The sequence below is a fragment of the Enterobacter sp. ENT03 genome (assembly GCF_019218745.1).
Lineage (GTDB): Bacteria > Pseudomonadota > Gammaproteobacteria > Enterobacterales > Enterobacteriaceae > Enterobacter_D.
On record NZ_JAHUXA010000001.1, the window covers coordinates 138,138 to 160,413 of the forward strand.

Consider the following 22,276-nt stretch of genomic DNA (forward strand, 5'->3'; position numbering starts at 1 on the left):
ATTAGACAGAATATTTACATTTTCCTACCCTGAGGTCGTGGTCTTACCCGTCACCTTTAATCACGGGGATGTAAAGTTAAGGATGTTCTGTGAGTCATACCACCCCTGTTGACGTCGCCCCGGCCAGCGACACCGATGTACAGGTGAACGCCCGGCCCGCCCCGTATATTAAACGCGGCACTTCTCAGTTTATGCGCGTCACCCTGGCGATGTTTTCCGCCGGACTTGCCACCTTTGCCCTGCTCTATTGTGTACAGCCGATTTTGCCGGTGCTGTCGCAGGAGTTTGGCGTGTCGCCCGCCAGCAGCAGTATTTCCTTGTCGATTTCTACCGGAATGCTGGCCACCGGCCTGCTGTTTACCGGCCCGTTGTCCGATGCCGTTGGCCGCAAATCCGTGATGGTGACTGCCCTGCTGCTCGCCTCCTGCTGTACGCTGCTCTCTACGGTGATGACCAGCTGGCATGGGATCTTAATCATGCGGGCATTGATTGGCCTGTCGTTAAGCGGCGTGGCGGCGGTAGGCATGACCTGGCTTGCCGAAGAGATCCACCCCAGTTTTGTGGCGTTCTCGATGGGACTGTACATCAGCGGCAACTCGATAGGCGGCATGAGTGGGCGTTTGTTAAGCGGCGTGTTGACGGATTTCTTCTCGTGGCGCGTTGCGGTGGGCGTCATTGGCTGTTTTGCCCTGGCCGCGGCACTGATGTTCTGGAAAATCCTGCCGGGATCGCGCCACTTTCGCCCGACCCCGCTACGGCCCCGCACGCTGGCGATTAACTTCCGCCTGCACTGGCGCGATCGCGGCTTGCCGCTGCTGTTCGTCATCGGTTTTCTGCTGATGGGCGCGTTTGTCACCCTGTTTAACTATATTGGTTACCGGCTGATGCAGACCCCGTGGCAGCTGAGCCAGGCGTTTGTCGGCTTGTTGTCGGTGGCGTATCTCACCGGGACCTGGAGCTCACCTAAAGCCGGGATGATGACCAGCCGTTACGGCCGCGGCCCGGTAATGCTCGTTTCCACCGCGATTATGCTGACGGGCGTGCTGCTGACGCTGTTGACGTCTTTATGGCTGATCTTTGTCGGTATGCTGCTCTTTTCAGCAGGCTTCTTTGCGGCGCACTCGGTGGCCAGTAGCTGGATCGGGCCACGGGCGCGGCGGGCGAAAGGCCAGGCGTCATCGCTGTATCTGTTCAGCTACTATCTGGGATCGAGCGTGGCGGGCACTCTCGGCGGTGTGTTCTGGCATCGTTTTGGCTGGAATGGCGTGGGAGGATTTATTGCACTGCTGTTGATCGCAGCCCTGCTGGTGGGGCGTTGCCTGCACCGCCGTCTGGGGTGATGAATGACGTTGTGCCGCCAGGACGTCTGCACTGGCCCGGCTTGCGTGGCATTATTTACGAAAACATGCCCATCACTGATGACGCGCCCATCAATTCACGTACGGCATCCAGCGCCATTAGTGCAAATATCACCCAGATAAACGGATTCATCATGATCGAATTCTTATGTTGTTGGTTCACATGAATTTTACCTATTATGGCATAGTATTATATTTCTTCACAAAAATACGACTTCCGTTTGATGGCAATCATAATTCCCTATCAGAATTTACTTAAGCACCATTATTCCTGGGCCGTTTCCGCTCCTACGAGGCAATATGGAAAATAAAAACTATCAGCAACTCACCCGCATCTTTACCCGTCTGTCGCGCTTTTCTCACCTCTCGGCCATGGCAGGCTGGGACATGTTCACCATGATGCCGCCGGGCGGTAGCCAGGCGCGCGGCGAAGCCCTGGCGGAACTGAGCGTGCTGCAACACCAGATCCTGACCGATAAAAATGTCGCGGTATGGCTTGCGGGCGCGGCACAGGAAAATTTAAATGATCTTGAACAGGCTAACCTGCGCGAGATGACCCGCCAGTATCAGCAGGCGGCGCTGTTGCCGGAAGCGCTGGTGGAAGCAAAATCCCTGGCAGGCAGTAAATGCGAGCACGCCTGGCGCAGTCAGCGTCCGGCCAATGACTGGGAAGGTTTTGCAGAAAACTTAAAAGAAGTGGTCAAGCTCAGCCGCGAAGAGGCCCGTCTGCGTGCCGATGCCAAAGGCTGTTCGCCTTATGATGCGCTACTGGATATTTATGAGCCGGATATGACCAGCGCGCGTCTTGACGAGCTGTTTGGCGATTTGAAATCCTGGCTGCCGGATCTGTTAAATCAGGTGGTGGAGAAGCAGGCGCAGCAGCCGCTGATCGCCCCGCAAGGTCCCTTCCCGATCGCCCTGCAACGTGAGATCGGCGTTGAAACCATGGCGCGTCTCGGTTTTGACTTTAACGGCGGTCGGCTGGACGTCAGTGCACACCCGTTCTGCGGCGGCGTGCCGGAAGATGTGCGCATCACGACCCGTTACGACGAAAACGAACTGTTGAGCGCCCTGCTGGGCGTTGTGCATGAAACCGGTCATGCGCGTTATGAGCAAAATCTGCCGCGTACCTGGCCGGGTCAGCCAGTGGCGCTGGCGCGCTCTACCGCCATTCATGAGTCCCAGAGTCTGTTTTTCGAAATGCAGCTCGGCCGCAGCGAAGCTTTCCTGAAACAACTGTTGCCACTGGTGGTACAGCGTTTTGGCGATCAGCCCGCGTTCAGCGAAAGCAACTTTGTGGCCTGGAACCAGCGCGTCAAACCGGGTTATATCCGTGTCGATGCGGATGAAGTCAGTTACCCGGCCCACGTGGTGCTGCGCTATGAAATTGAGCGCGCACTGATTAATGGTGACATTGAAGTAGAGGATATTCCGGCGCTGTGGGACGAAAAAATGCGCAACTGGCTGGGGCTGTCTACCACCGGTAACTATCGCGACGGCTGTATGCAGGATATTCACTGGACCGACGGCGGCTTTGGCTACTTCCCGTCTTACACCCTGGGTGCCATGTATGCCGCGCAGCTGTTCCACGCTGCCAAAAAAGCCTTGCCGGATCTGGACGCCGCAATTGCCCGAGGCGATTTCACCGCGCTGTTCGACTGGCTGCGACAGAATATCTGGCAGCATGGCAGTCGCTTCACTACCGCACAACTGATTGAAAATGCTACCGGCGAAGCACTGAACAGCCGCTATTTCCGCCAGCATCTCACCGCCCGCTATCTGTAAATCCCCGCCGCGCCGGGTCATCTTACCCGGCGTTGTACATATGGTTACACGCCGATACCAATCACTCACGGAAGCCGCGAATTATCAGGCATATAGTGTTTTCAACGGCCCCGCAGTGGGGTTGAATGATGAAACCAATTCGAGGATCACGAGATGAAAAAAGTATTAGCTCTGGTTGTTGCCGCTGCTATGGGTCTGTCTTCTGCTGCGTTCGCTGCTGATGCTGCCACCTCTACCACAACTGCACCGGCCGCGACCGCGACCACGACTCAGGCTCCGGCTGCCACGAAAGCGGCACCGGCAAAACACAAGAAACACAAAAAAGCCGTTGAGCAAAAAGCCCAGGCTGCCAAAAAACACCACAAAAAAGCTGCCGCTAAACCCGCTGTAGAGCAAAAAGCGCAGGCCGCTAAAAAGCATCACAAAAAACACGTAAAACATGAAGCCGCTAAACCGGCCGCTCAACCCGCTGCTCAACCTGCTGCTTAAGTTGTAGCAATGTTATCTGTGCCCGCATGTCCGGGCACGTTAATAACACGGCGCTTAGCTTTATGGTAAGCGCCGTTTTTTATCCGGAGGGCGTATGCTGGGGCGTTATCGATTTGAGTTAATTCTCATCACGCTTATTTTATGCGCAATCGTTGCTACGCATTTCTATTTTTCCTGAATGTAGTTCGCTGATTTTACTCCCACTTTCCACGCCTCCCGTCTATAGTTAGTCTTACATTGGGTTACTTTTAATAATCATAATTGCCCCACCAGAGTGTGCTATGCGTAAAACCTTTTTGATATTACTGGGATCGTTCTGCTTATTTTCTGCGGTCGTGCATGCCGATGAAGGCGATGACGAGGCAATGAATGCCGATGAGGTGAAAACGTTGTTTTTCGGTCATGATGATCGCACCCGCGTCACGGACCCTGAACAGTCTCCCTGGGATGCCATCGGGCAACTGGAAACCGTCAGCGGCAATTTATGTACCGCTACCCTGATCTCCCCGCATCTTGCCCTGACCGCCGGACACTGCCTGCTAACTCCCCCCAACGGCAAACCAGATAAAGTACTGGCGCTGCGCTTTGTGGCACAAAAAGGCATCTGGCGTTATGAAATTCACGGTATCGAGGGTCGTGTCGATCCGTCACTCGGTAAACGACTCAAACCTGATGGGGATGGCTGGATCGTGCCCTCCGCCGCCGCGCCCTGGGATTTTGGCTTGATTGTGCTGCGCTATCCGCCGTCCGGCATTACGCCGCTGCCGCTGTTTACCGGCGATCGCGAGGCGTTAACCGCGGCGCTGAAAACCACGGGCCGTCGCGTTACGCAGTCCGGCTATCCGCAGGATCATCTGGATAACCTCTATAGCCACCAGGATTGTGTGATCACCGGCTGGGCGCAGAGCACAGTATTGTCCCATCAGTGCGACACGCTGCCTGGTGATAGCGGTTCGCCGTTGATGATAAAAACCGACGCCGGCTGGCAGCTGATTGGGGTGCAGAGTTCCGCGCCCGCCGCGAAAGATCGCTGGCGGGCTGATAACCGGGCGATTTCCGTGACCGGTTTTCGGGAGAAACTGAGCGAGCTGGCCGAGGAGTGATCATCCGTACCGCTTTTTGCGCAGCGGTAATAGCGCTGAAATGGGCTGTGGCTGGCTGAAGTAAAAGCCCTGTAACCGATCGCAACCGGCAAGCCGCAGCAATTTCATCTGCTTTTCGTTTTCCACACCTTCCGCCGTTACAGACATGCCCAATGCGCTGGCGATGCGGATGGTGCCGCCGACCAGGGCAGCAGCCTGTTCATCTGCATCCACCAGCCCGGCCAGCGATTTATCTATTTTGATGCTGTCAAAATTCAGGCGTCGCAAATAGCCAATACTGGAGTAGCCGGTGCCAAAATCATCCAGCGCCACGGTGATCCCCAGCCCTTTAAGATTGGCGATTGCCGTGCGCGAGCGCTCCGGATTTTCCAGCACATAAGTTTCGGTCACTTCCAGTTGCAGGCGATGCGCCGGGAAGCCGACCGTCTCCAGCACGCTCGCCACTTTTACTTCAAATTCCGGATCGCGAAACTGCGCGGGGGAAATATTCACCGACAGTTTAAGCTCGTCGAGCGCCTGTAAATCGCTACAGGCGCGCCGCAGTACGAACTGACCGAGGCCATAAATCAGGCCGCTGCTTTCCGCCACCGGGATAAACTCATCCGGCCCCAGCGCGCCAGCCGGGCGACGGGGCCAGCGCACCAGCGCTTCGACGCCGGTCATTTCCAGCGTATGCGCATCGATAATCGGCTGATACCAGACGTCAAATTCCTCATTTGCCAGCCCGTTACGAATATCATTTTCAATGATCAGTTTACGTTCGCGCGCGCTGTTTAACGCGGCGTCATAGTGGGTGATGCGGCCTTTGCCAGTCATTTTTGAGTGGTACATGGCGATGTCGGCACGGCGGAATAATTCGGTACTGGTGCAGTCACCCTGCATGCTGCTGGCGATGCCGATACTGACGGTAATATGAATACTGCGCTCATCCAGCCGCACCGGCGCATTGAACCAGGAGAGCACCAGCATCGCAAAAATTGCGCTCTTTTCATGCGCATTATCGCCATGCATGGTCATCGCAAATTCATCGCCGCCCATGCGTGACAGCATGCCGCCATGCGGCACTTTTTCCTGCAGGCTACGGGCGATAGCGACGATCAATTTATCTCCCACGTCATGCCCGTAGACATCGTTCACATCTTTAAAGCCATCCAGATCCATAAATACCACGCTGATGGTGTCGGTATCGCCGGATTGATTCAGTTGCTCCAGCCGCTCGATTAACGCACGGCGGTTGGGCAGGCCACTGAGCCAGTCGGTCACCGCAATGCGCCGCGCCAGTTTTTCACCACGCGAGAGTTTATACAGCCCGGCGCTGGTCAGCAGGATAAAGAGCAGGATCAGTAGCGTCACCAGGCCGACAATCTGGCGGATTTCCCAGGCCGCCGCCTGTGCCGCCTGCGCGCCGGGAAGATGAGGATCCCAGCTCAGATAACCGAGAGTCTCCCCCGCCGAGCTGCGCAATGGGATGCTGGACGGCGAAGGCAGGGTATCGCTAAAAGTGAGGTGGTTGATCTGGAAGGTATCCCCCAGATCTTTAATAAGCTTAGGATCCAGATGGCGGGTGATCACCAGATAACGACGGGTATGATCATTGACTTCCAGACGTCCGGTCATCGGTCTGATAAGCCCGATACCGATAAAAGCCACGCCATGACGCGTGCGGGTGATCCCGGCGTAAATGGTATTATCGTCCGGCAGCGCGTGCTGATTATGATCGATTAACGCCTTCAGACCTGCGCCAAAAAAATCCAGATTCTTTTCGGTGAACGGCTCCCGGCTAAAGGAGCCCCACAGCAGGGTGAAATTCTCATCCAGCACGAAGGTCCCATCATAAAGATTATTGACCTTAACCCCCGTTCCCCAACTGTTATATAACCAGGTGTTATTGACCTGTGGACTGTAGACCTCGCGCACGGCATCATCCCAGACGGCGTTATCGAGCACCAGCGACCACACCCGATTCACCGACGTCTGGATTGCCCCCTGTACCGAGAGCGCCGAACGGTGTTCATCAATTTCATTCGTTTTGGAGCTGATAAGGTGCAGCGAGAGGTAGATCAGGGCAACAACGGAAATAACCAGACCAATGCCCGCCACAAAGATCATGACGGATAACGTTCGTGCGGTGGGAAGATTACGCCAGCTGAAGGGTTTAAACATTCACCGCTCTCTTATGCGCCTGAAAAGGCTGTTATCTTTTTAATTTAAGTAAGAATAAGCGTAGCTGATTTCGCCGCCAGCGGCAGCCGACGGCGATCACATCAGGCAAGTTTAATCAGCACCATACCGACAATCAGCAGCAGTACCCCGGCCCATCCTTTTTTATTCAGGCGCTGAGAAAACAGGATCCAGCCTGCCGCCAGCGTCGCGGCGATACCGAAACCGCCCCACAATGCATAAGCAACGGACAAATCAATGCCTTTCACCGCCTGCGACAGCGCACTAAACGCGGCGAGCACCGCAGCCAGCGATAACACGCCATACGTTTTTCGACGAAAACCGTCCGAGAACTTCAGCAGGATGTTGGCGATGATTTCCAGCAAAATGGCGACGCCAAGCCAGGCTCCATGTTGCCACTCAAAGGGTTGCATGGTCAGACTCCCTGGCTTTACGGGTGCCGGACTTGATGAGCGCAATGCCCACCACCAGTGTGGTCAACCCCGCCACTTTCATCACCGTCAGGCTTTCATCAAACCACGTCACGCTACATAAGGTTATCAATAAGATGCCGATCCCTTCCCACAGGGCGTAAGCGACGCCAAGGGCGATTTTTTTAACGGCAAATGACAGAAAAATATACGATAAGGCGATCATCGCCAGCATTAAAATAAACCCGGTGTTTCCGCCCGACACGCTTGCCCATTTCATCGACAGCGTACCAATAATTTCAGCCAGAATGGCCAGCGCCAGTAAGATCCAGTAACGCATCACGCTCTCCTGCATGAGAATATTATTTTTCGCGACTTACGATAAATCGCAAACCTGAAAACAGTTGATGTTAGCCGCGCGCATTATGCGCAAGCTGATGCAGAGAGAAAATGGGCTAAAGCGCGGAGCGCCAGTGCTGGTCGCCAGCGAGCAAGTGAGCGGTAGAAGAGATTACGAGAGGGATAAAGCGAAGTGACCTGCAATTGTTATCCATAAAATTACAATTATCCGCGTATTGCTTCTCGTCCTGCGGATGAAAATTGTCCTCTGTTGTTGAAGTTGAGTATTAAACACGGAATATTTCTACCATAAACATTGTGGAGAAGGATAAAATTTTCAATTCTTTACCAACTGGCTGGGTTATTTTTTGGACATCTTTACTATCAGCCAAAAATAATAAAGGGTGCCAGGCACCCTTTATTTTTAATACGTGACGGATATTAGCTCGCCTTGAAAGGATCTTTGTGGTCATCCTGACTGTCATCACGCTTACGGGGCATCTCGCCCTGCTTCGCCGGGTTGTCTTTGACCGGGCGCTGCTGTTCAGCTGCTGTGCTGTGAGCTGGTTGAGAGTGATTTGTCATGTCGGCCTCCTGTTATCTTGTCTTTTTAGTTTAGTCGATAATCGCCGAACGGGTATTTAACGAGCAATCTCGCTCTCGCTGCGCTTTTTCTTGACCCTGGGAACAGGGCGATTAATTGCATAACCTTCATTCAGAAAAGCATAATTATCCATTAACTGATCTTCTTCATGTTCACCCGTCCATAAGCCGGAGAGCGCATTAAAGTTCATGGTCTGTTCTCCGTCAGGCGTTTCGACATAATAATCACCGGTTTTCAGATAGCCTGCTGAAAACATAACGCGGCGATGACTGTTGGTTTTCATTTTGTATTCAATCTTACGAAAACCTGTTGGTACGGCGCGATATATATATAAAGGCAAATGGGTAATTTTAAAATCCCCTAACCCGGCGATAACTTCCCCATCACGCATAAGTACGACGTCCTCAACCATAAGGTTTATTGGAACCGTATTATCCTGCTGATGATTCTCCGCCTTAAAATATACAAAGTTCATGCTTTCTCCATTCCGCAGATACAATCTATCTGTATTAAGTTATAGCGCATAACGCAGCGGCAAAGAATTAATTAAGATTCCGCTGAGAGGCAGGGTTAATGAGAAAGTATGAACGAGTGGTTTATATTTAATACGTTATTCAGCAGGATAGTGAGCGGGAAAGCTATATCGCAGCAGGCACAGGTGAATCAACGGACTGCTGCGGTTTGCGAGGGACAGACTCAGGCGACTTTCGTTTCCAGCGGTGCTTCACATTCACGCAGGCTGCGCTGCAAATCATAAATCAGACTGCGAACCATCTCAGGTGAAAGACTAAAGAACTGCGAATCAAAGGTACTGGCGCCCACCGAATGAGGTGATGTGCTGTAGCCAAACTTTACAACAACGTTACTACGATTCTCAACCGGACCAACCTGCCAGCCAACGACCGGAAAGGCAGGAAACACGGGCTCAATGCTCATCCTAAATCTCCTTATAAATTCGATGTTTTTCACATGGTTAACATTACAACACGCGAGTCACGACATGTTTAACCGATCAAAAAACAGTGCAAGGCCATCACTTTCTAAAACGATGCTTGCTAATCAGGCTCCAGTGTCAGGAATTATCTTAGCCTAATGGCTAATACTCACAAGTGTATTTCGTAAGAAATATCTTATTTAAGGAATAATCCGTTTTTTAAGGTTATCGAATCGTTCTGACCCAGTAATTCTGCCCCACTCGATTAACAAAAAAGAACATTTTTTAAACATACACCCTTATTTAGGGCAGGTAGATCCTAATATATAAGAAGTAAAGTTATTAAAATAAATATTAATTATTATAGAAAATTTTCGCGCAGCGCTGATTTCGTGTCTAGGGTTAATACGTGTTTTTATCAACGAGGCGGATATAATGACCAACCAGGATAACAAACTTTCGCAATACCCACGTCCACCGTTCCCTGAGCAGCCGCAACAGGCACCAGGCCTTGCCTCTGAGATGAAGCCGCTCCCCGATCATGGCGAAACTCGCTATATCGGCTCTGGCCGTCTGGCAGGTAAAAAGGCGCTCATTACCGGTGGCGATTCAGGCATAGGTCGTGCCGTGGCCATTGCCTATGCACGTGAAGGTGCTGACGTGGCGATTAACTATTTACCGGAAGAAGAATCCGATGCGGAAGCCGTCATTGCTCTGATTCAGGCCGAAGGCCGTACCGCCGTGGCCCTGCCCGGCGATATTCGTTCGGAAACTTTTTGCCAGCAATTAGTGGTGGAAGCCATTAATAAGCTCGGTGGCTTAGATATTCTGGTGAACAACGCGGGCCGTCAGCAGTTCTGTGAATCTATTGAAGATCTGACGACCGAGGCGTTTGACGATACCTTCAAAACCAACGTGTATGCGCCGTTCTGGATCACCAAAGCGGCTGTACCGCACCTGAAAGAAGGCGCGGTGATCATCAATACCTCGTCCGTACAGGCGTTTAATCCAAGCGATATTCTGCTGGATTACGCACAGACCAAAGCCTGTAACGTGGCCTTTACCAAGGCGCTCGCTAAGCAGCTGGGTAAGAAAGGTATCCGCGTAAATGCGGTGGCCCCCGGTCCATACTGGACGCCGTTGCAGTCCAGCGGCGGTCAGCCGCAGGAAAAAGTGAAAGCCTTCGGTGAGAGCGCGCCGCTGGGCCGTCCGGGTCAGCCAGTAGAAATTGCCCCGCTGTATGTGCTGTTCGCCTCTGACGAAAGCTCCTTCGCCTCCGGGCAGGTCTGGTGCTCCGATGGTGGTACCGGCACCGTGTAACATAATGGCAGGCCTCGCCTGCCATTTTTCTTTTCGCAGGATAGCGTGTCGATGAAGAACCAAACTTATTCCCATCCGGAGCGCGTGGATGGCTTTGCCGGGCTGGGTGATTACGCCGCGATTGGCGATGGCCGCTCGGTGGCGCTGATCGCCCCTGACGGCGCAATTGACTGGTGGTGCGCCCCTAATATGGATTCACCACCGCTGTTTGACCGCATTCTTGACGCCACGAAGGGCGGTTACTTTCAGATTGAACCCCTTGGCGACTACCGAACCCATCGTCAGTACCGGGAAAACAGTAACGTGCTGGAAACCTGCTATGAAACCGATTCCGGCAAAGTGATGTTCACCGAGTCGCTGAACAGCAATCATGCGGGGCGACTCCCCTGGTGTGAGCTGGCGCGGCGGGTGGAAGGTCTGGAAGGCGAAGTGGCGTTAAAAATCGTGTTTGTGCCCGGTTCAGCGTCCTGTACGCGCGCGCCCTGGCTGGCTCAGTCCCCGAAAGGCCAGGTTATACATATCGGTGAACTGATGGCGATGATTAATACCACGCCGGATGTCACCGTCACCCTGGCTGAAGACGATCGTATCGAAGCGACGTTAACCACCTCCCCCGGCTCCCGCAGCCTGATTGCCCTGTTGGTAAGCGACAAAGAACCGCTCGCCGTGCCGCCGCTGGAGAAAATTGACCGCCGTATTGAGATCAGCGACCAGATGTGGCGACAGTGGGCGGAGGATCTGAGTTACGACGGCCGTTTTCCGGAGCACGTTAAGCGTTCGGCGCTGGCGCTGAAATTTCTGCTTTATTCCCCGACCGGCGCACTGGCAGCCGCACCGACCACGTCATTGCCCGAAGGCATCGGTGGTGAGAAAAACTACGATTACCGCTACGCCTGGATCCGCGATGCCTGCCTTATCATCCGCGCCTTCGCCTTTATTGGCGCGCTGGAAGAGTGTAAAGCCGCCTTCTCCTGGCTGACGAATACCATCGTGCGTCATGAGGGCGAACTGCGCGCCTGTTATACCCTCAATGGTGAGATCGTGCCGGATGAAACCTGGCTACCGCTGGAGGGTTATAAGGGATCGCAGCCGGTGCGGATCGGCAATAACGCGCAGAGTCAGCGGCAGCTGAGTATGTTCGGCGATATGCTCGACACCGCCCTGCTGTTCGTCCACGCCGGTCATGTGCTGGATCTGACCACCTCGCGCCTGCTGTCGCGGCTGGCGAACGACTGCACCGACTCCTGGCGTCAGGATGACTCCGGCATCTGGGAGTTGCCTGAGCGAAATCACTATACCCATTCGAAAATGGCCTGCTGGGTGACGCTGGACATTGCCGCACAGCTTGCCGAGGACGGGCATATTGAATCGACCTGGATCGCCCGCTGGACGCGGGAGAAAGATCGTATTCGCGACTGGATCGAAGAGCATTGCTGGTCTGAAAAGAAACAGGCTTATACCTTTTACGCCGGTACGGATCGCCTCGATGCCTCGCTGTGCCTGGTGTGGTACTACGGTAAGAAGAATAATCTTGCGCGTATGACCGCCACCTATGATGCGCTGGTAGAGGAGTTGGGCCACGGCGAGCCAATGCTTTATCGCTACAGTGATGTGGAGAAAGAGGAAAGTACCTTTGTTGCCTGCTCGTTCTGGCTGGTTGAAGCCTGGGCGCGGTTGGGTAATAACGAGAAAGCCTCAGATTATATGGAGCGCATCCTGAAATGCCTGTGCAATAAAGGCAACGTTGAGACGTTCAATGAGATGTTTGATGTGCGCACCGGCGAGTGGCGCGGTAACGTGCCGCAGGGGTTAAGCCATCTGTCATTGATCTGCGCGGCGGATGCCCTTTCGCGCCAGCGGGAAGAAGGCGACGATGCCTGGCATGTGTGACGCAATATCGCATATCGGATAAGGTGCAGCGGCCGCCCGACACAACTCGCAACACATCAGAGGCCGTCAGGCCTCTTTTTTATGCCGCGCCGGTCGCCGAACCAGCTCGCCGCCGCAGTTCGGACAGCGATGCTGCAACGGTGTTTTGGCGCAATCAAGGCAAAACGTGCATTCGTAGGAGCAAATCAGCGCCTGCGTCGAGTCAGGCGGCAATGCTTTGCCACAGCGCTCACAGTCAGGTTTAAGTTCCAGCATCCTGTTCCCCTTTTGATGTTTTCATGAGCATACGAAAAGCACAGCGCAGACTCTAGCCCGCCAACAGACAGAAGAAGGCCAAAAAGGGACAGCTTTACTGAATGTGTGCCCCTGTTCGTGATCCCGTGAGTTATGCTATTATACGTTTCATATACATTTCGTATTAACCCGACATCCAGGATCATTGATGGGCATTGTAAAAATCTCCGACCTGATGCATGAGAATCTTCGTCTTGCCAGCAATGCGATGAGCCGGTCGATCAATTCTCAGGCAGAACACTGGTTAAAAATCGGCATGCTGGCGGAAGTGTATCCGCATTTGACCCATCAGGATCTCATGCGCCTGCTGGTGCAGACCGAGTCCCAGGGCGGTGCGGAAATTCAAAAATTAGTGCAGCGCGAAGGGTTCGCGGCACAGAAAGAGGCGCAGATACCATGACGATAAAACTTCATACTCAGGAAGAAATTGAACTTGCCCGTGCCGCCGGACAGGCTGCCGCCAGCGTGCTGGCGATGATCGGCCTTCATGTAAAAGCCGGGGTCACGACCGATGAACTGGACAGGTTGTGTCACGATTTTATCGTCAACGAACTGAAAATTACGCCCGCCAACATTGGTTATCATGGCTATACCCGTACCGTGTGCACCTCGGTTAACCACGTGGTATGCCACGGGATCCCGGCGGATAAAGTGCTGAAAAAAGGCGACATCGTTAATATCGACGTGGCGGTGATCAAAGATGGCTGGTACGGCGACACCAGCCGAATGTATTTTGTCGGCGAGCCGTCCATTCGCGCGAAACGTCTGGTAGATATTACCTACGCATCGATGGTGGCAGGCATCAAAACGGTTCGCCCAGGCGCGACCCTTGGCGATATTGGGGCTGCGATCCAGCGGGTCGCGGAAGACGCAGGATTTTCGGTGGTCAGAGAATACTGCGGTCATGGCGTGGGCCAAATTTATCATGATGAACCGCAGGTTCTGCACTATGGCATACCGGGCACCGGCACGGTGCTCAAACCAGGCATGATTTTTACCATCGAACCGATGATCAACGCCGGTAAAGCCGCCACCAGCGTGCTGTCTGATGGCTGGACGGTAGTGACCAAAGACCGGTCGTTGTCGGCACAGTGGGAACATACGGTGGCGGTAACCGAGAGCGGTTATGATTTACTGACGCCATGGCCAGATGGCACTGGCGAATACGAAGCGCCGTAAAACCAGATATTACTCTACTACTAAGGGATTATATTTCAGATGCCCCGCCCGAGTGCGGGGCGTTTTATATTCATTCCCTGCAAAACTTCTTAAAATTAATTTAATTCTGTTGCCCTTTTTTATATTTTTAACGACGTGACGAGCCGCACACATTATTGCTGGCGCACCTCGTCAACAGCACCTAAATAAACCGCCGCTAACGACTGCGTTTCGCATGACGTTCCCAGGTGTCCTGTTTAGCGGCGGCAGATTTACGTAATGCAACATAACACGCGCCGCTGCCGCCGTGATGTTCTTTCGCCACACAAAATGCCTGCACTTCCTCAAACTCGGTCAGCCAGCGGGCCAGATAGCTACGCACAATATTGGCATGGGAATTATCCTCGCGGCCTTTGCCATGGATAATCAGCAAATTGCGCAGATTATCTTTGCCTGCCTGATGCATAAAACTGAACAGCATTTTTCGGCATTGTTCGACGGGCTGACGCAGTAAGTTCAGGCTCGCCTGTTGGCTGTATTTCCCCTGGCGTAGTTTCTCAATGACGCCGGTTTGCAGGCCTTCCCGCCGGTACTCCAGCGGGGTGCTCAGGGGCACAATATCCAGAAAGCCGGTGGTGAGAAAGTTATCAAGTTGCAGGAGATCAGGATGCTGCGGGCCAATGGCCCGGCGTTCGCGCTGCCAGTGCACATCGGTATTGCGCTTAAGCGGCTGGACATCTTCCATGGCGTCGAGGAACAGGGATTTTTCGTCAAGGTTCATGATGGTGTCCTCAGGCTACGTCTACTGAAACCAGCAGCGCTTAACTATAACCGTGTATGGCGCGTGTCTCAATGAACATTCCAGGTTTGCGAAACACGTTAAGCCGCAAAGGATCATAACCAGAGGGCATAATATTTCACTGGTCGGTAGTTTACCGCCACTTAACTAATACCGTAGGGGAATTAAATAAATTCGTTAATTATGCTTTGGCTAAAATTTATCATCATTAAAACTGGAAATATGCCACCGGGTTGCTATAACTTAAATTAACCCACAAGGACGATTTATTCGGGAATAAGCTTAGGAAGCACTGCTGTGTGTACTGTAGAGTCTGGCGGATGTCGGCAGACTCTATTTTTTTATTGCCGGGTTTTATTATCGCTTATTATTCCACCATCAAAACGTTTCGCTGCCGGTTTAATACGTTTTACTCCTTACGAATTGTAGAAACCGCCCCCTTCCTCGTGCTAAATTGATCGCGCCCTGTCCCCCTCTGCCGCATGTTAAGGATGCCCAATGCTGACTCTGCTTGAAGATAAAATTGCCACCCCGTTGGGTCCGTTGTGGGTGATTTGTGATGAACAGTATCGTTTGCGGGCGGTGGAATGGGAGGAGCACAGCGACCGCATGGAGCAGTTGCTGGCGCAGCACTACCGACGCGAAGGTTTTCAGCGCGTCAGCGCCAGCGATCCGGGTGGACTGAGTCAGAAACTGCGCGACTATTTCGCAGGCGACCTCGCCATTATTGATACCCTGCCCACCGAAACCGCCGGCACGCCCTTTCAGCGTGAGGTGTGGAAAGCGCTGCGTGCCATCCCCTGCGGCCAGGTGATGCATTACGGACAGCTGGCCACCCTCCTGGGACGCGCGGGTGCCGCCAGAGCAGTCGGTGCGGCGAATGGTTCTAATCCGGTGAGTATTGTCGTGCCCTGCCATCGGGTGATCGGCAGTAACGGTACGCTGACCGGTTACGCGGGTGGCGTGCAGCGAAAAGAGTGGCTTTTGCGCCATGAAGGCTATTTCTTATTGTGAGATTAAAGCGCATTTAGTGCTTTTCTATCAGTGATTAGCGTAAAAGTCCTCACTGTATATATGGAATATCAATGACATAGCAAAAATAATGTTATTAGGTTTCCAATAATCACGTTCTACGACTGTCCCAGGCTTACGTCTGTAGCAAAAAGATGTTAAAATTGACCAAAATCAATTAAGGCTTGAGCAGACCTATGATCCCGGAAAAGCGAATTATACGACGCATTCAGTCTGGCGGTTGTGCTATCCATTGCCAGGATTGCAGCATCAGCCAGCTTTGCATCCCGTTCACCCTCAATGAACATGAGCTGGACCAGCTTGATAACATCATCGAGCGCAAAAAGCCCATTCAGAAAGGTCAGACGCTGTTTAAAGCAGGGGATGAACTGAAATCGCTCTACGCTATCCGTTCAGGTACCATCAAGAGTTACACCATCACTGAACAGGGCGATGAGCAAATCACGGGTTTCCATCTGGCGGGCGATCTGGTGGGCTTTGATGCTATCGGCACCGGTCATCACCCGAGCTTTGCGCAGGCGCTGGAAACGTCCATGGTCTGTGAAATCCCCTTTGAAACGCTTGACGATCTGTCCGGCAAAATGCCGAGCCTGCGTCAGCAAATGATGCGTCTGATGAGCGGCGAAATCAAAGGCGATCAGGATATGATCCTGCTGTTGTCGAAGAAAAACGCCGAGGAGCGTCTGGCGGCCTTTATCTACAATCTGTCCCGTCGTTTCGCACAGCGTGGTTTCTCACCGCGCGAGTTCCGTCTGACGATGACCCGCGGCGATATTGGCAACTATCTGGGCCTGACGGTCGAAACCATCAGCCGTCTGCTGGGACGTTTCCAGAAAAGTGGCATGCTGGCGGTGAAAGGCAAATACATCACCATTGAAAACGGTGATGCACTGGCCGTGCTGGCCGGACACTCCCGAAACGTTGCCTGATTTTTCCCTTCCGTATCAGCCTTTGCTGGATCGCTAAATTTATCTGATTTATTGATCTGGCAAAGGTAATCCCCTGTTTCATTCAGCATATATGGGTTATCTTTTACTTACAGACTGCGGTGACAGATGTAAGGAGACCCTGTATGGCCAAATATCAAAATATGCTGGTTGCCATCGATCCTAACCAGGACGATCAACCTGCATTACGGCGCGCTGTGTATTTGCATCAACGGATTGGTGGTCGGATCAAAGCCTTTTTGCCAATCTATGATTTTTCCTACGAGATGACCACCCTGCTGTCGCCCGATGAGCGCACCGCCATGCGGTCCGGCGTGATCAGTCAGCGAACGGCGTGGATCCGTGAACAGGCGCAATATTATCTGGATGCCGGTATTCCTATCGACATCAAAGTCGTCTGGCATAACCGTCCTTTCGAAGCCATTATCCAGGAAGTGCTGTCAGGTCATCATGACCTGGTGCTGAAAATGACGCATCAGCACGACAAACTGGAATCGGTGATTTTCACCCCAACCGACTGGCATCTGCTGCGGAAATGCCCCTGCCCGGTGTGGATGGTAAAAGATCAGCCGTGGCCGGAAGGCGGCAAAGCGCTGGTGGCGGTTAACCTCGCCAGCGAAGAGCCGTACCACAATGCGCTGAATGAAAAGCTGGTGAAGGAAACTATTCAGCTCGCGGATATGGTTAACCATACCGAAGTGCATCTGGTCGGTGCCTACCCGGTTACGCCTATCAACATCGCCATTGAACTGCCGGAATTTGATCCGAGCGTTTATAACGATGCGATTCGTGGCCAGCATCTGTTAGCCATGAAGGCGCTGCGCCAGAAGTTCAGCATCGACGAAAAGCAGACCCATGTGGAAAAAGGTCTGCCGGAAGAAGTTATCCCGGATTTGGCCGAGCATCTGCAGGCGGGCGTGGTGGTGCTGGGCACCGTAGGTCGAACCGGGCTGTCCGCGGCGTTCCTTGGTAATACGGCGGAACAGGTTATCGATCATCTGCGCTGCGATTTGCTGGTGCTGAAACCGGATGAGTTCCAGACGCCGGTAGAGCTGGACGACGAAGACGATTAACCTTCGCCGTTTATTGATGTCCAGCTAAAATAAAAGGCCGCTCAGTGAGCGGCCTTTTTTATTGCAGCATGTTTATTACCACTATTACCACAGCGCGTTACAGCGCTTTCAGGATCGCATCCACGCTGGCTTTGGCATCGCCAAATAACATGTGGGTGTTCTCTTTAAAGAACAGCGGGTTCTGCACGCCGGCATAGCCGGTGTTCATCGAACGTTTGAAGACGATCACGTTCTGCGCTTTCCACACTTCCAGCACGGGCATACCGGCGATCGGGCTGCGCGGATCGTCCAGCGCCGCCGGGTTCACCGTGTCATTCGCGCCGATCACCAGCACGGTATCGGTATCGCTGAAGTCGTCGTTGATTTCATCCATCTCCAGCACGATGTCATACGGCACTTTCGCTTCCGCCAGCAGCACGTTCATGTGGCCTGGCAAACGCCCGGCAACCGGGTGAATACCGAATCGCACTTTGATGCCGCGCGCGCGCAGCTTCTCGGTAATATCCGCCACCGGATACTGTGCCTGTGCCACTGCCATGCCGTAGCCCGGAGTGATGATCACGCTGTGGGAGTTTTTCAGCATTTCAGCGGTTTCTTCGGCACTGATTTCACGGTGCTCGCCCACTTCTTCATCGCTGCCCGTTGAAGAGCCGTCCGTGCCGAAGCCGCCGGCAATCACGCTAAAGAACGAGCGGTTCATCGCCTTACACATGATGTAAGAGAGGATGGCACCTGACGAACCTACCAGCGCACCGGTGACGATCAGCAGGTCGTTGCTCAGCATGAAGCCCGCCGCCGCCGCCGCCCAGCCTGAATAGGAGTTGAGCATGGACACCACCACCGGCATATCTGCGCCGCCGATAGAGGCCACCAGATGCCAACCGAAAGCGAGTGCGATCACGGTCATGATCAGCAATGCCAGCACCTGCAGGCCCACGCTGTCGGTGCGAACAAAGAGCACCAGCAACAGGAAAGAAACCACCAGCGCCGCCAGATTCAGCTTATGACGGTTAGGCAGCATCAGCGGCTTCGAGGAGATCTTGCCGCGCAGTTTGCCAAAGGCCACGATGGAGCCGGTGAAGGTCACCGCACCGATAAAGATGCCGAGGAACACTTCAGTAAGATGGATGTTGACCAGAATCGGCTCAAGACCCGCCTCGTGGTACAGGTAGCTGTTAAAGCCCACCAGCACCGCCGCCAGACCGACAAAACTGTGCAGAATGGCGACCAGCTCCGGCATTTCGGTCATTTCGACTTTCTTCGCCAGATGAATACCAATCGCGCCGCCAATCACCATCGCCACGATGATCCACACCACGTTGCCGGTTTCCGGCCCGAAGATAGTGGCAATCAGCGCGATCGCCATCCCGGCGATACCGAAACGGTTACCCTGCTGGGAGGTTTCATGTTTTGACAACCCGGCCAGACTAAAAATAAACAGGATCGCGGCAACAATGTATGCAGCTGTAACTAATCCTCCAGACATGTGCTACCCCTTAGTTCTTCCGGAACATTTTCAGCATGCGCTGAGTGACGGTGAAACCACCAAAAATGTTGATGCTGGCGATCAGCACGGCAATAAAGCTCAGGAAGCTGATCCAGCCGCCATGACCGATCTGCAATAACGCCCCGACCACGATAATGCCTGAAATGGCATTGGTGACCGACATCAGCGGCGTGTGCAACGCGTGAGAAACGTTCCACACCACGTAATAACCGACCACGCAGGAGAGCGCGAACACGGTGAAGTGACCGAGGAACTCCTTCGGTGCCACATCGGCCAGCCAGCCAAACAGAATGATCGCCAGCGCCATCAGCGCGAATTTACGCCATGGCGATGCCGGTGCTTTATCTTCAACAGGCTCAGGGGCCGCTTTAGCTGCCGCTTTCGGTTGGGCAGAAACCTGAATTGGCGGCGCGGGCCAGGTGATTTCACCGTCACGGACTACCGTCACGCCGCGTACCACAACATCGTCGAAATCAACGGTCACGTTACCGTCTTTCTCTTTGCACAGCAGCTTCAGCAGGTTTACCAGGTTGGTGCCATAGAGCTGGGAAGACTGCGTCGGCAGACGACCCGGTAAATCGGTATAGCCGATCACTTTTACGCCGTTCGGCGTGGTGACCACCTGATTGGCAATGGTGTATTCGCAGTTACCGCCGTTTTGCGCCGCCAGATCGACAATCACGCTGCCCGGCTGCATGGAATCCACCATTTCACGGGTGATCAGCGTCGGCGCGGGTTTGCCGGGGATCAGCGCGGTGGTAACAATAATATCCACCTCTTTCGCCTGGGCGGCGAACAGCGCCATCTCTGCTTTAATGAAGGCTTCGGACATCACTTTGGCATAGCCATCGCCGCTGCCCGCTTCTTCTTCGAAATCCAGCTCCAGGAACTCCGCGCCCATACTCTGCACTTGTTCTTTCACTTCCGGGCGGGTGTCAAAGGCACGGACAATCGCGCCCAGGCTGTTAGCCGCGCCAATTGCCGCCAGACCTGCCACGCCTGCGCCGATCACCATCACTTTGGCGGGCGGAACTTTACCGGCAGCGGTGATCTGCCCGGTGAAGAAGCGGCCAAATTCGTGTGCGGCTTCGACAATCGCGCGGTAACCGGCGATGTTAGCCATGGAGCTGAGGGCATCCAGTGATTGCGCGCGGGAGATACGCGGCACGGAATCCATCGCCATAATGGTGACATTGCGGGCCGCGAGTTTTTCCAGCAGTTCCGGATTCTGCGCCGGCCAGATAAAGCTCACCAGGCGGGTGCCGGGGTTGAGCAACGCGATCTCATCGTCGTCCGGGGCATTCACCTTGAGAATAATGTCTGACTGCCAGACGTCGTTTCCTTCAACGACCAGCGCGCCCGCCCGGGCATACGCGTCGTCATCAAAACTTGCCAGTTTGCCGGCGCCGCTTTCAACAGCGACAGTGAAACCCAGTTTCAGCAGTTGCTCTACCGTTTTCGGTGTGGCAGCAACGCGGGTTTCATTGGCCAACCGTTCTTTTGGTACACCAATACGCATAGTTTTCCCTTCCATCGGTTTAAGATGATGGTTTGTCAGTTTTTTCAAAAAGACCTTGTCCCTCACCCGCGCGGGTCAGGGGCATCAACGCTAATAAATCAAACAGTAACAAACTTTCTATAACCTACTGAAAATAACGCCTGCGATCTAGCGCCGGAAAACAGTATTTCCTATTTAATTGCGGAATATTAAGAGAAACGCGTTCTGACAGGCTGGTTTACCTTAAAATTGCGGCCCATGCCCCATATTCCGCCACAGCGAGACGGCAAAACATGATTACCTGCGTGAGGAGATCAACATTTTAACAATGAGTTAACTTATAAAAGTCATATGCTTTACCGGTTTTGCTGGTCTGGCGGCTGTTTTTTCCACATATATCTAATCGTTATGATATTTCAGCGTCTGCCCCGCACAGGCCGTTAAAAATGACGCAGACAGTCACGACATTTCAATGCCATAATCGGCAACGTTTTCAAGACAACCACACTACCAATAACTGGTTTGCGCAAGGCGAAGGATAATTTTTATGAAGCTTAAGAACACCCTCGTGGCGTCTGTACTTCTTTCAGCGACAACATTGTCGGTTAATGCAGCGACAGAACTAACCCCTGAGAAGGCAGCCGCGATTAAGCCGTTTGATCGTATTACGATCACAGGTCGCTTTAATGCCATCAGCGATGCTGTCAATGCGGTTTCTAATCGTGCAGATAAAGCGGGCGCGGATGCATTCTATATTGTTGACTCCGCTGATTATGCCAACAGTGGCAACCAGCGCGTGGTCGCCGACCTGTATAAATCAGATGCGCCTAAAGCGGATGGTCCGAAAAACCGCGTCATCAATGGCGTGACTGAATTATCAAAAGATCAGGCCGTTGAGCTGGAGCCTTTTGATACCGTCTCTGTTCGTGGCTTCTACCGCAGCCAGCCAGATATTAACAACGCCATCACCAAAGCGGCGAAAGCGAAAAACGCGGCCTCCTACTATATTGTGCGCCAGGTCGATACTAACGACGGCGGCAACCAGATGATCACCGCCTATATTTACAAAGCCGATGCGAAAAAACGTGTGCTGCAGAGCCCGGATGCCGTTCCGGCGAACTCCGAAGCGGGTCGTGCACTGCTGGCAAAAGGCGGTGATGAGGCGAAGAAAGTAGAGATCCCGGGTATCGCCACCAGCGCCGCGCCGAGTGCCGACGTGGGTCGCTTCTTTGAAACCCAGTCCACAAAAGGCGGGCGTTACACTGTCACGCTGCCGGATGGCACTAAAATTGAAGAGGTGAATAAAACCACAGCGGCGCAAATGGTGCCCTTCGATAGCATCAAGTTCACCGGTAACTACGGCAACATGACGGAAATCTCCTATCAGGTTGCTAAACGCGCGGCGAAGAAAGGCGCAAAATATTACCACATCACCCGCCAGTGGCAGGAACGTGGTGCAAACATCACCATCAGCGCCGATCTGTATAAGTAATTCCCCTCTCTGAAGGCGGCTTCTGCCGCCTTTTAGCGCTTTTTGCAAAATTTTCTGCTCTGG

23 protein-coding genes are annotated in these 22,276 nt (G+C 53.4%); 12 read left to right on the forward strand and 11 right to left on the reverse strand.

Annotated features, from left to right (window positions below):
* Positions 1-89 precede the first annotated feature (89 nt).
* Positions 90-1,340: an MFS transporter gene (locus KW828_RS00655; RefSeq protein ID WP_218334534.1), complete on the forward strand. Its 1,251-nt coding sequence runs from the start codon at positions 90-92 to the stop codon at positions 1,338-1,340.
* Positions 1,341-1,395: 55 nt separating this feature from the next.
* On the opposite strand, the gene KW828_RS00660 is transcribed toward KW828_RS00655, so the two are convergent.
* Positions 1,396-1,494 carry a KPN_01571 family protein gene (locus KW828_RS00660; protein ID WP_218334535.1) on the reverse strand — a complete coding sequence of 33 codons (99 nt, stop codon included), beginning with the start codon at positions 1,492-1,494 and terminating at the stop codon, positions 1,396-1,398.
* A gap of 164 nt (positions 1,495-1,658) precedes the next feature.
* Here KW828_RS00660 and KW828_RS00665 point away from each other — a divergent pair, with 164 nt between their 5' ends.
* The 3 genes from KW828_RS00665 (at position 1,659) to KW828_RS00675 (ending at position 4,735) form a co-directional block, all read left to right on the forward strand.
* A complete protein-coding gene (locus KW828_RS00665) occupies positions 1,659-3,143 on the forward strand; it encodes a carboxypeptidase M32 (protein WP_218334536.1) in 1,485 nt (494 codons plus the stop codon).
* 153 nt (positions 3,144-3,296) lie between these two features.
* Entirely contained in the window at positions 3,297-3,632 is a 336-nt protein-coding gene (gene asr / locus KW828_RS00670) for an acid resistance repetitive basic protein Asr (RefSeq protein ID WP_218334537.1), read from the forward strand.
* 281 nt (positions 3,633-3,913) lie between these two features.
* Positions 3,914-4,735: a serine protease gene (locus KW828_RS00675; RefSeq protein ID WP_218334538.1), complete on the forward strand. Its 822-nt coding sequence runs from the start codon at positions 3,914-3,916 to the stop codon at positions 4,733-4,735.
* Here KW828_RS00675 and KW828_RS00680 read toward each other — a convergent pair whose 3' ends face one another.
* The 6 genes from KW828_RS00680 to KW828_RS00705 form a co-directional block, all read right to left on the reverse strand.
* The gene (locus KW828_RS00680) at positions 4,736-6,898 is read right to left on the reverse strand and encodes a bifunctional diguanylate cyclase/phosphodiesterase (RefSeq protein WP_218334539.1); all 2,163 of its coding nucleotides are present in this window, start codon (positions 6,896-6,898) and stop codon (positions 4,736-4,738) included.
* A gap of 101 nt (positions 6,899-6,999) precedes the next feature.
* Positions 7,000-7,329, reverse strand: coding sequence for a multidrug/spermidine efflux SMR transporter subunit MdtI (gene mdtI, locus KW828_RS00685; protein ID WP_218334540.1), 330 nt, complete (start codon positions 7,327-7,329; stop codon positions 7,000-7,002).
* A complete protein-coding gene (gene mdtJ / locus KW828_RS00690; RefSeq protein ID WP_218334541.1) occupies positions 7,316-7,666 on the reverse strand; it encodes a multidrug/spermidine efflux SMR transporter subunit MdtJ in 351 nt (116 codons plus the stop codon). Before mdtJ ends, mdtI begins: the two co-directional genes overlap by 14 nt.
* A 440-nt stretch (positions 7,667-8,106) precedes the next feature.
* Complete coding sequence (locus KW828_RS00695) at positions 8,107-8,250, reverse strand: hypothetical protein (RefSeq protein WP_218334542.1); 144 nt, start codon at positions 8,248-8,250, stop codon at positions 8,107-8,109.
* Positions 8,251-8,306: 56 nt separating this feature from the next.
* A complete protein-coding gene (locus KW828_RS00700; protein ID WP_218334543.1) occupies positions 8,307-8,744 on the reverse strand; it encodes a hypothetical protein in 438 nt (145 codons plus the stop codon).
* 221 nt (positions 8,745-8,965) lie between these two features.
* Entirely contained in the window at positions 8,966-9,205 is a 240-nt protein-coding gene (locus tag KW828_RS00705) for a hypothetical protein (protein WP_218334544.1), read from the reverse strand.
* Between the two features lie 433 nt (positions 9,206-9,638).
* Between KW828_RS00705 and KW828_RS00710 the strand changes: the two genes are divergently transcribed.
* Positions 9,639-10,523, forward strand: a complete 885-nt coding sequence (locus KW828_RS00710; RefSeq protein WP_218334545.1) for an SDR family oxidoreductase — start codon at positions 9,639-9,641, stop codon at positions 10,521-10,523.
* A 51-nt stretch (positions 10,524-10,574) separates the two neighbouring features.
* On the forward strand, positions 10,575-12,413 hold the full coding sequence (locus KW828_RS00715) for a glycoside hydrolase family 15 protein (protein WP_218334546.1): 1,839 nt from the start codon (positions 10,575-10,577) through the stop codon (positions 12,411-12,413).
* Between the two features lie 66 nt (positions 12,414-12,479).
* On the opposite strand, the gene KW828_RS00720 is transcribed toward KW828_RS00715, so the two are convergent.
* On the reverse strand, positions 12,480-12,668 hold the full coding sequence (locus KW828_RS00720) for a DUF1272 domain-containing protein (RefSeq protein ID WP_218334547.1): 189 nt from the start codon (positions 12,666-12,668) through the stop codon (positions 12,480-12,482).
* Between the two features lie 187 nt (positions 12,669-12,855).
* Between KW828_RS00720 and KW828_RS00725 the strand changes: the two genes are divergently transcribed.
* Both KW828_RS00725 and map read left to right on the forward strand, forming a co-directional pair.
* Positions 12,856-13,107: a ParD-like family protein gene (locus KW828_RS00725; RefSeq protein WP_218334548.1), complete on the forward strand. Its 252-nt coding sequence runs from the start codon at positions 12,856-12,858 to the stop codon at positions 13,105-13,107.
* Entirely contained in the window at positions 13,104-13,886 is a 783-nt protein-coding gene (gene map, locus KW828_RS00730) for a type I methionyl aminopeptidase (protein WP_218334549.1), read from the forward strand. Before KW828_RS00725 ends, map begins: the two co-directional genes overlap by 4 nt.
* A 196-nt stretch (positions 13,887-14,082) precedes the next feature.
* On the opposite strand, the gene smrA is transcribed toward map, so the two are convergent.
* On the reverse strand, positions 14,083-14,646 hold the full coding sequence (gene smrA / locus KW828_RS00735) for a DNA endonuclease SmrA (RefSeq protein WP_218334550.1): 564 nt from the start codon (positions 14,644-14,646) through the stop codon (positions 14,083-14,085).
* Positions 14,647-15,162: 516 nt separating this feature from the next.
* On the opposite strand from smrA, the gene ogt reads away from it, so the two are divergent.
* The 3 genes from ogt to uspE all read left to right on the forward strand — a co-directional run bounded on the left by ogt (position 15,163) and on the right by uspE (position 17,716).
* Positions 15,163-15,678 (forward strand): methylated-DNA--[protein]-cysteine S-methyltransferase, encoded by a 516-nt coding sequence (ogt, locus tag KW828_RS00740; protein WP_218334551.1) that lies wholly within the window; start codon positions 15,163-15,165, stop codon positions 15,676-15,678.
* A gap of 194 nt (positions 15,679-15,872) precedes the next feature.
* Positions 15,873-16,625, forward strand: coding sequence for a fumarate/nitrate reduction transcriptional regulator Fnr (gene fnr / locus KW828_RS00745; protein WP_218334552.1), 753 nt, complete (start codon positions 15,873-15,875; stop codon positions 16,623-16,625).
* Between the two features lie 143 nt (positions 16,626-16,768).
* Positions 16,769-17,716, forward strand: coding sequence for a universal stress protein UspE (gene uspE, locus KW828_RS00750; protein ID WP_218334553.1), 948 nt, complete (start codon positions 16,769-16,771; stop codon positions 17,714-17,716).
* 97 nt (positions 17,717-17,813) lie between these two features.
* On the opposite strand, the gene pntB is transcribed toward uspE, so the two are convergent.
* Together pntB and pntA are read right to left on the reverse strand one after the other, a co-directional pair.
* Positions 17,814-19,202: a Re/Si-specific NAD(P)(+) transhydrogenase subunit beta gene (pntB, locus tag KW828_RS00755; protein WP_218334554.1), complete on the reverse strand. Its 1,389-nt coding sequence runs from the start codon at positions 19,200-19,202 to the stop codon at positions 17,814-17,816.
* A gap of 10 nt (positions 19,203-19,212) precedes the next feature.
* Complete coding sequence (pntA, locus tag KW828_RS00760; protein WP_218334555.1) at positions 19,213-20,742, reverse strand: Re/Si-specific NAD(P)(+) transhydrogenase subunit alpha; 1,530 nt, start codon at positions 20,740-20,742, stop codon at positions 19,213-19,215.
* 526 nt (positions 20,743-21,268) lie between these two features.
* Between pntA and ydgH the strand changes: the two genes are divergently transcribed.
* On the forward strand, positions 21,269-22,213 hold the full coding sequence (gene ydgH, locus KW828_RS00765; RefSeq protein WP_218334556.1) for a DUF1471 family protein YdgH: 945 nt from the start codon (positions 21,269-21,271) through the stop codon (positions 22,211-22,213).
* Positions 22,214-22,276 lie beyond the last annotated feature (63 nt).

Bases quoted from the DNA above. Each gene is read 5' to 3' on its own strand.
- KW828_RS00725 (WP_218334548.1), top strand. From the start codon at position 12,856: ATGGGCATTGTAAAAATCTCCGACCTGATGCATGAGAATCTTCGTCTT.
- KW828_RS00720 (WP_218334547.1), bottom strand. From the start codon at position 12,668: ATGCTGGAACTTAAACCTGACTGTGAGCGCTGTGGCAAAGCATTGCCG.
- ogt (WP_218334551.1), top strand. From the start codon at position 15,163: ATGCTGACTCTGCTTGAAGATAAAATTGCCACCCCGTTGGGTCCGTTG.
- map (WP_218334549.1), top strand. From the start codon at position 13,104: ATGACGATAAAACTTCATACTCAGGAAGAAATTGAACTTGCCCGTGCC.
- pntA (WP_218334555.1), bottom strand. From the start codon at position 20,742: ATGCGTATTGGTGTACCAAAAGAACGGTTGGCCAATGAAACCCGCGTT.
- smrA (WP_218334550.1), bottom strand. From the start codon at position 14,646: ATGAACCTTGACGAAAAATCCCTGTTCCTCGACGCCATGGAAGATGTC.
- KW828_RS00705 (WP_218334544.1), bottom strand. From the start codon at position 9,205: ATGAGCATTGAGCCCGTGTTTCCTGCCTTTCCGGTCGTTGGCTGGCAG.
- mdtI (WP_218334540.1), bottom strand. From the start codon at position 7,329: ATGCAACCCTTTGAGTGGCAACATGGAGCCTGGCTTGGCGTCGCCATT.
- KW828_RS00680 (WP_218334539.1), bottom strand. From the start codon at position 6,898: ATGTTTAAACCCTTCAGCTGGCGTAATCTTCCCACCGCACGAACGTTA.
- KW828_RS00710 (WP_218334545.1), top strand. From the start codon at position 9,639: ATGACCAACCAGGATAACAAACTTTCGCAATACCCACGTCCACCGTTC.
- uspE (WP_218334553.1), top strand. From the start codon at position 16,769: ATGGCCAAATATCAAAATATGCTGGTTGCCATCGATCCTAACCAGGAC.
- asr (WP_218334537.1), top strand. From the start codon at position 3,297: ATGAAAAAAGTATTAGCTCTGGTTGTTGCCGCTGCTATGGGTCTGTCT.
- KW828_RS00715 (WP_218334546.1), top strand. From the start codon at position 10,575: ATGAAGAACCAAACTTATTCCCATCCGGAGCGCGTGGATGGCTTTGCC.
- pntB (WP_218334554.1), bottom strand. From the start codon at position 19,202: ATGTCTGGAGGATTAGTTACAGCTGCATACATTGTTGCCGCGATCCTG.
- fnr (WP_218334552.1), top strand. From the start codon at position 15,873: ATGATCCCGGAAAAGCGAATTATACGACGCATTCAGTCTGGCGGTTGT.
- KW828_RS00665 (WP_218334536.1), top strand. From the start codon at position 1,659: ATGGAAAATAAAAACTATCAGCAACTCACCCGCATCTTTACCCGTCTG.
- KW828_RS00675 (WP_218334538.1), top strand. From the start codon at position 3,914: ATGCGTAAAACCTTTTTGATATTACTGGGATCGTTCTGCTTATTTTCT.
- mdtJ (WP_218334541.1), bottom strand. From the start codon at position 7,666: ATGCGTTACTGGATCTTACTGGCGCTGGCCATTCTGGCTGAAATTATT.
- ydgH (WP_218334556.1), top strand. From the start codon at position 21,269: ATGAAGCTTAAGAACACCCTCGTGGCGTCTGTACTTCTTTCAGCGACA.
- KW828_RS00660 (WP_218334535.1), bottom strand. From the start codon at position 1,494: ATGATGAATCCGTTTATCTGGGTGATATTTGCACTAATGGCGCTGGAT.
- KW828_RS00700 (WP_218334543.1), bottom strand. From the start codon at position 8,744: ATGAACTTTGTATATTTTAAGGCGGAGAATCATCAGCAGGATAATACG.
- KW828_RS00695 (WP_218334542.1), bottom strand. From the start codon at position 8,250: ATGACAAATCACTCTCAACCAGCTCACAGCACAGCAGCTGAACAGCAG.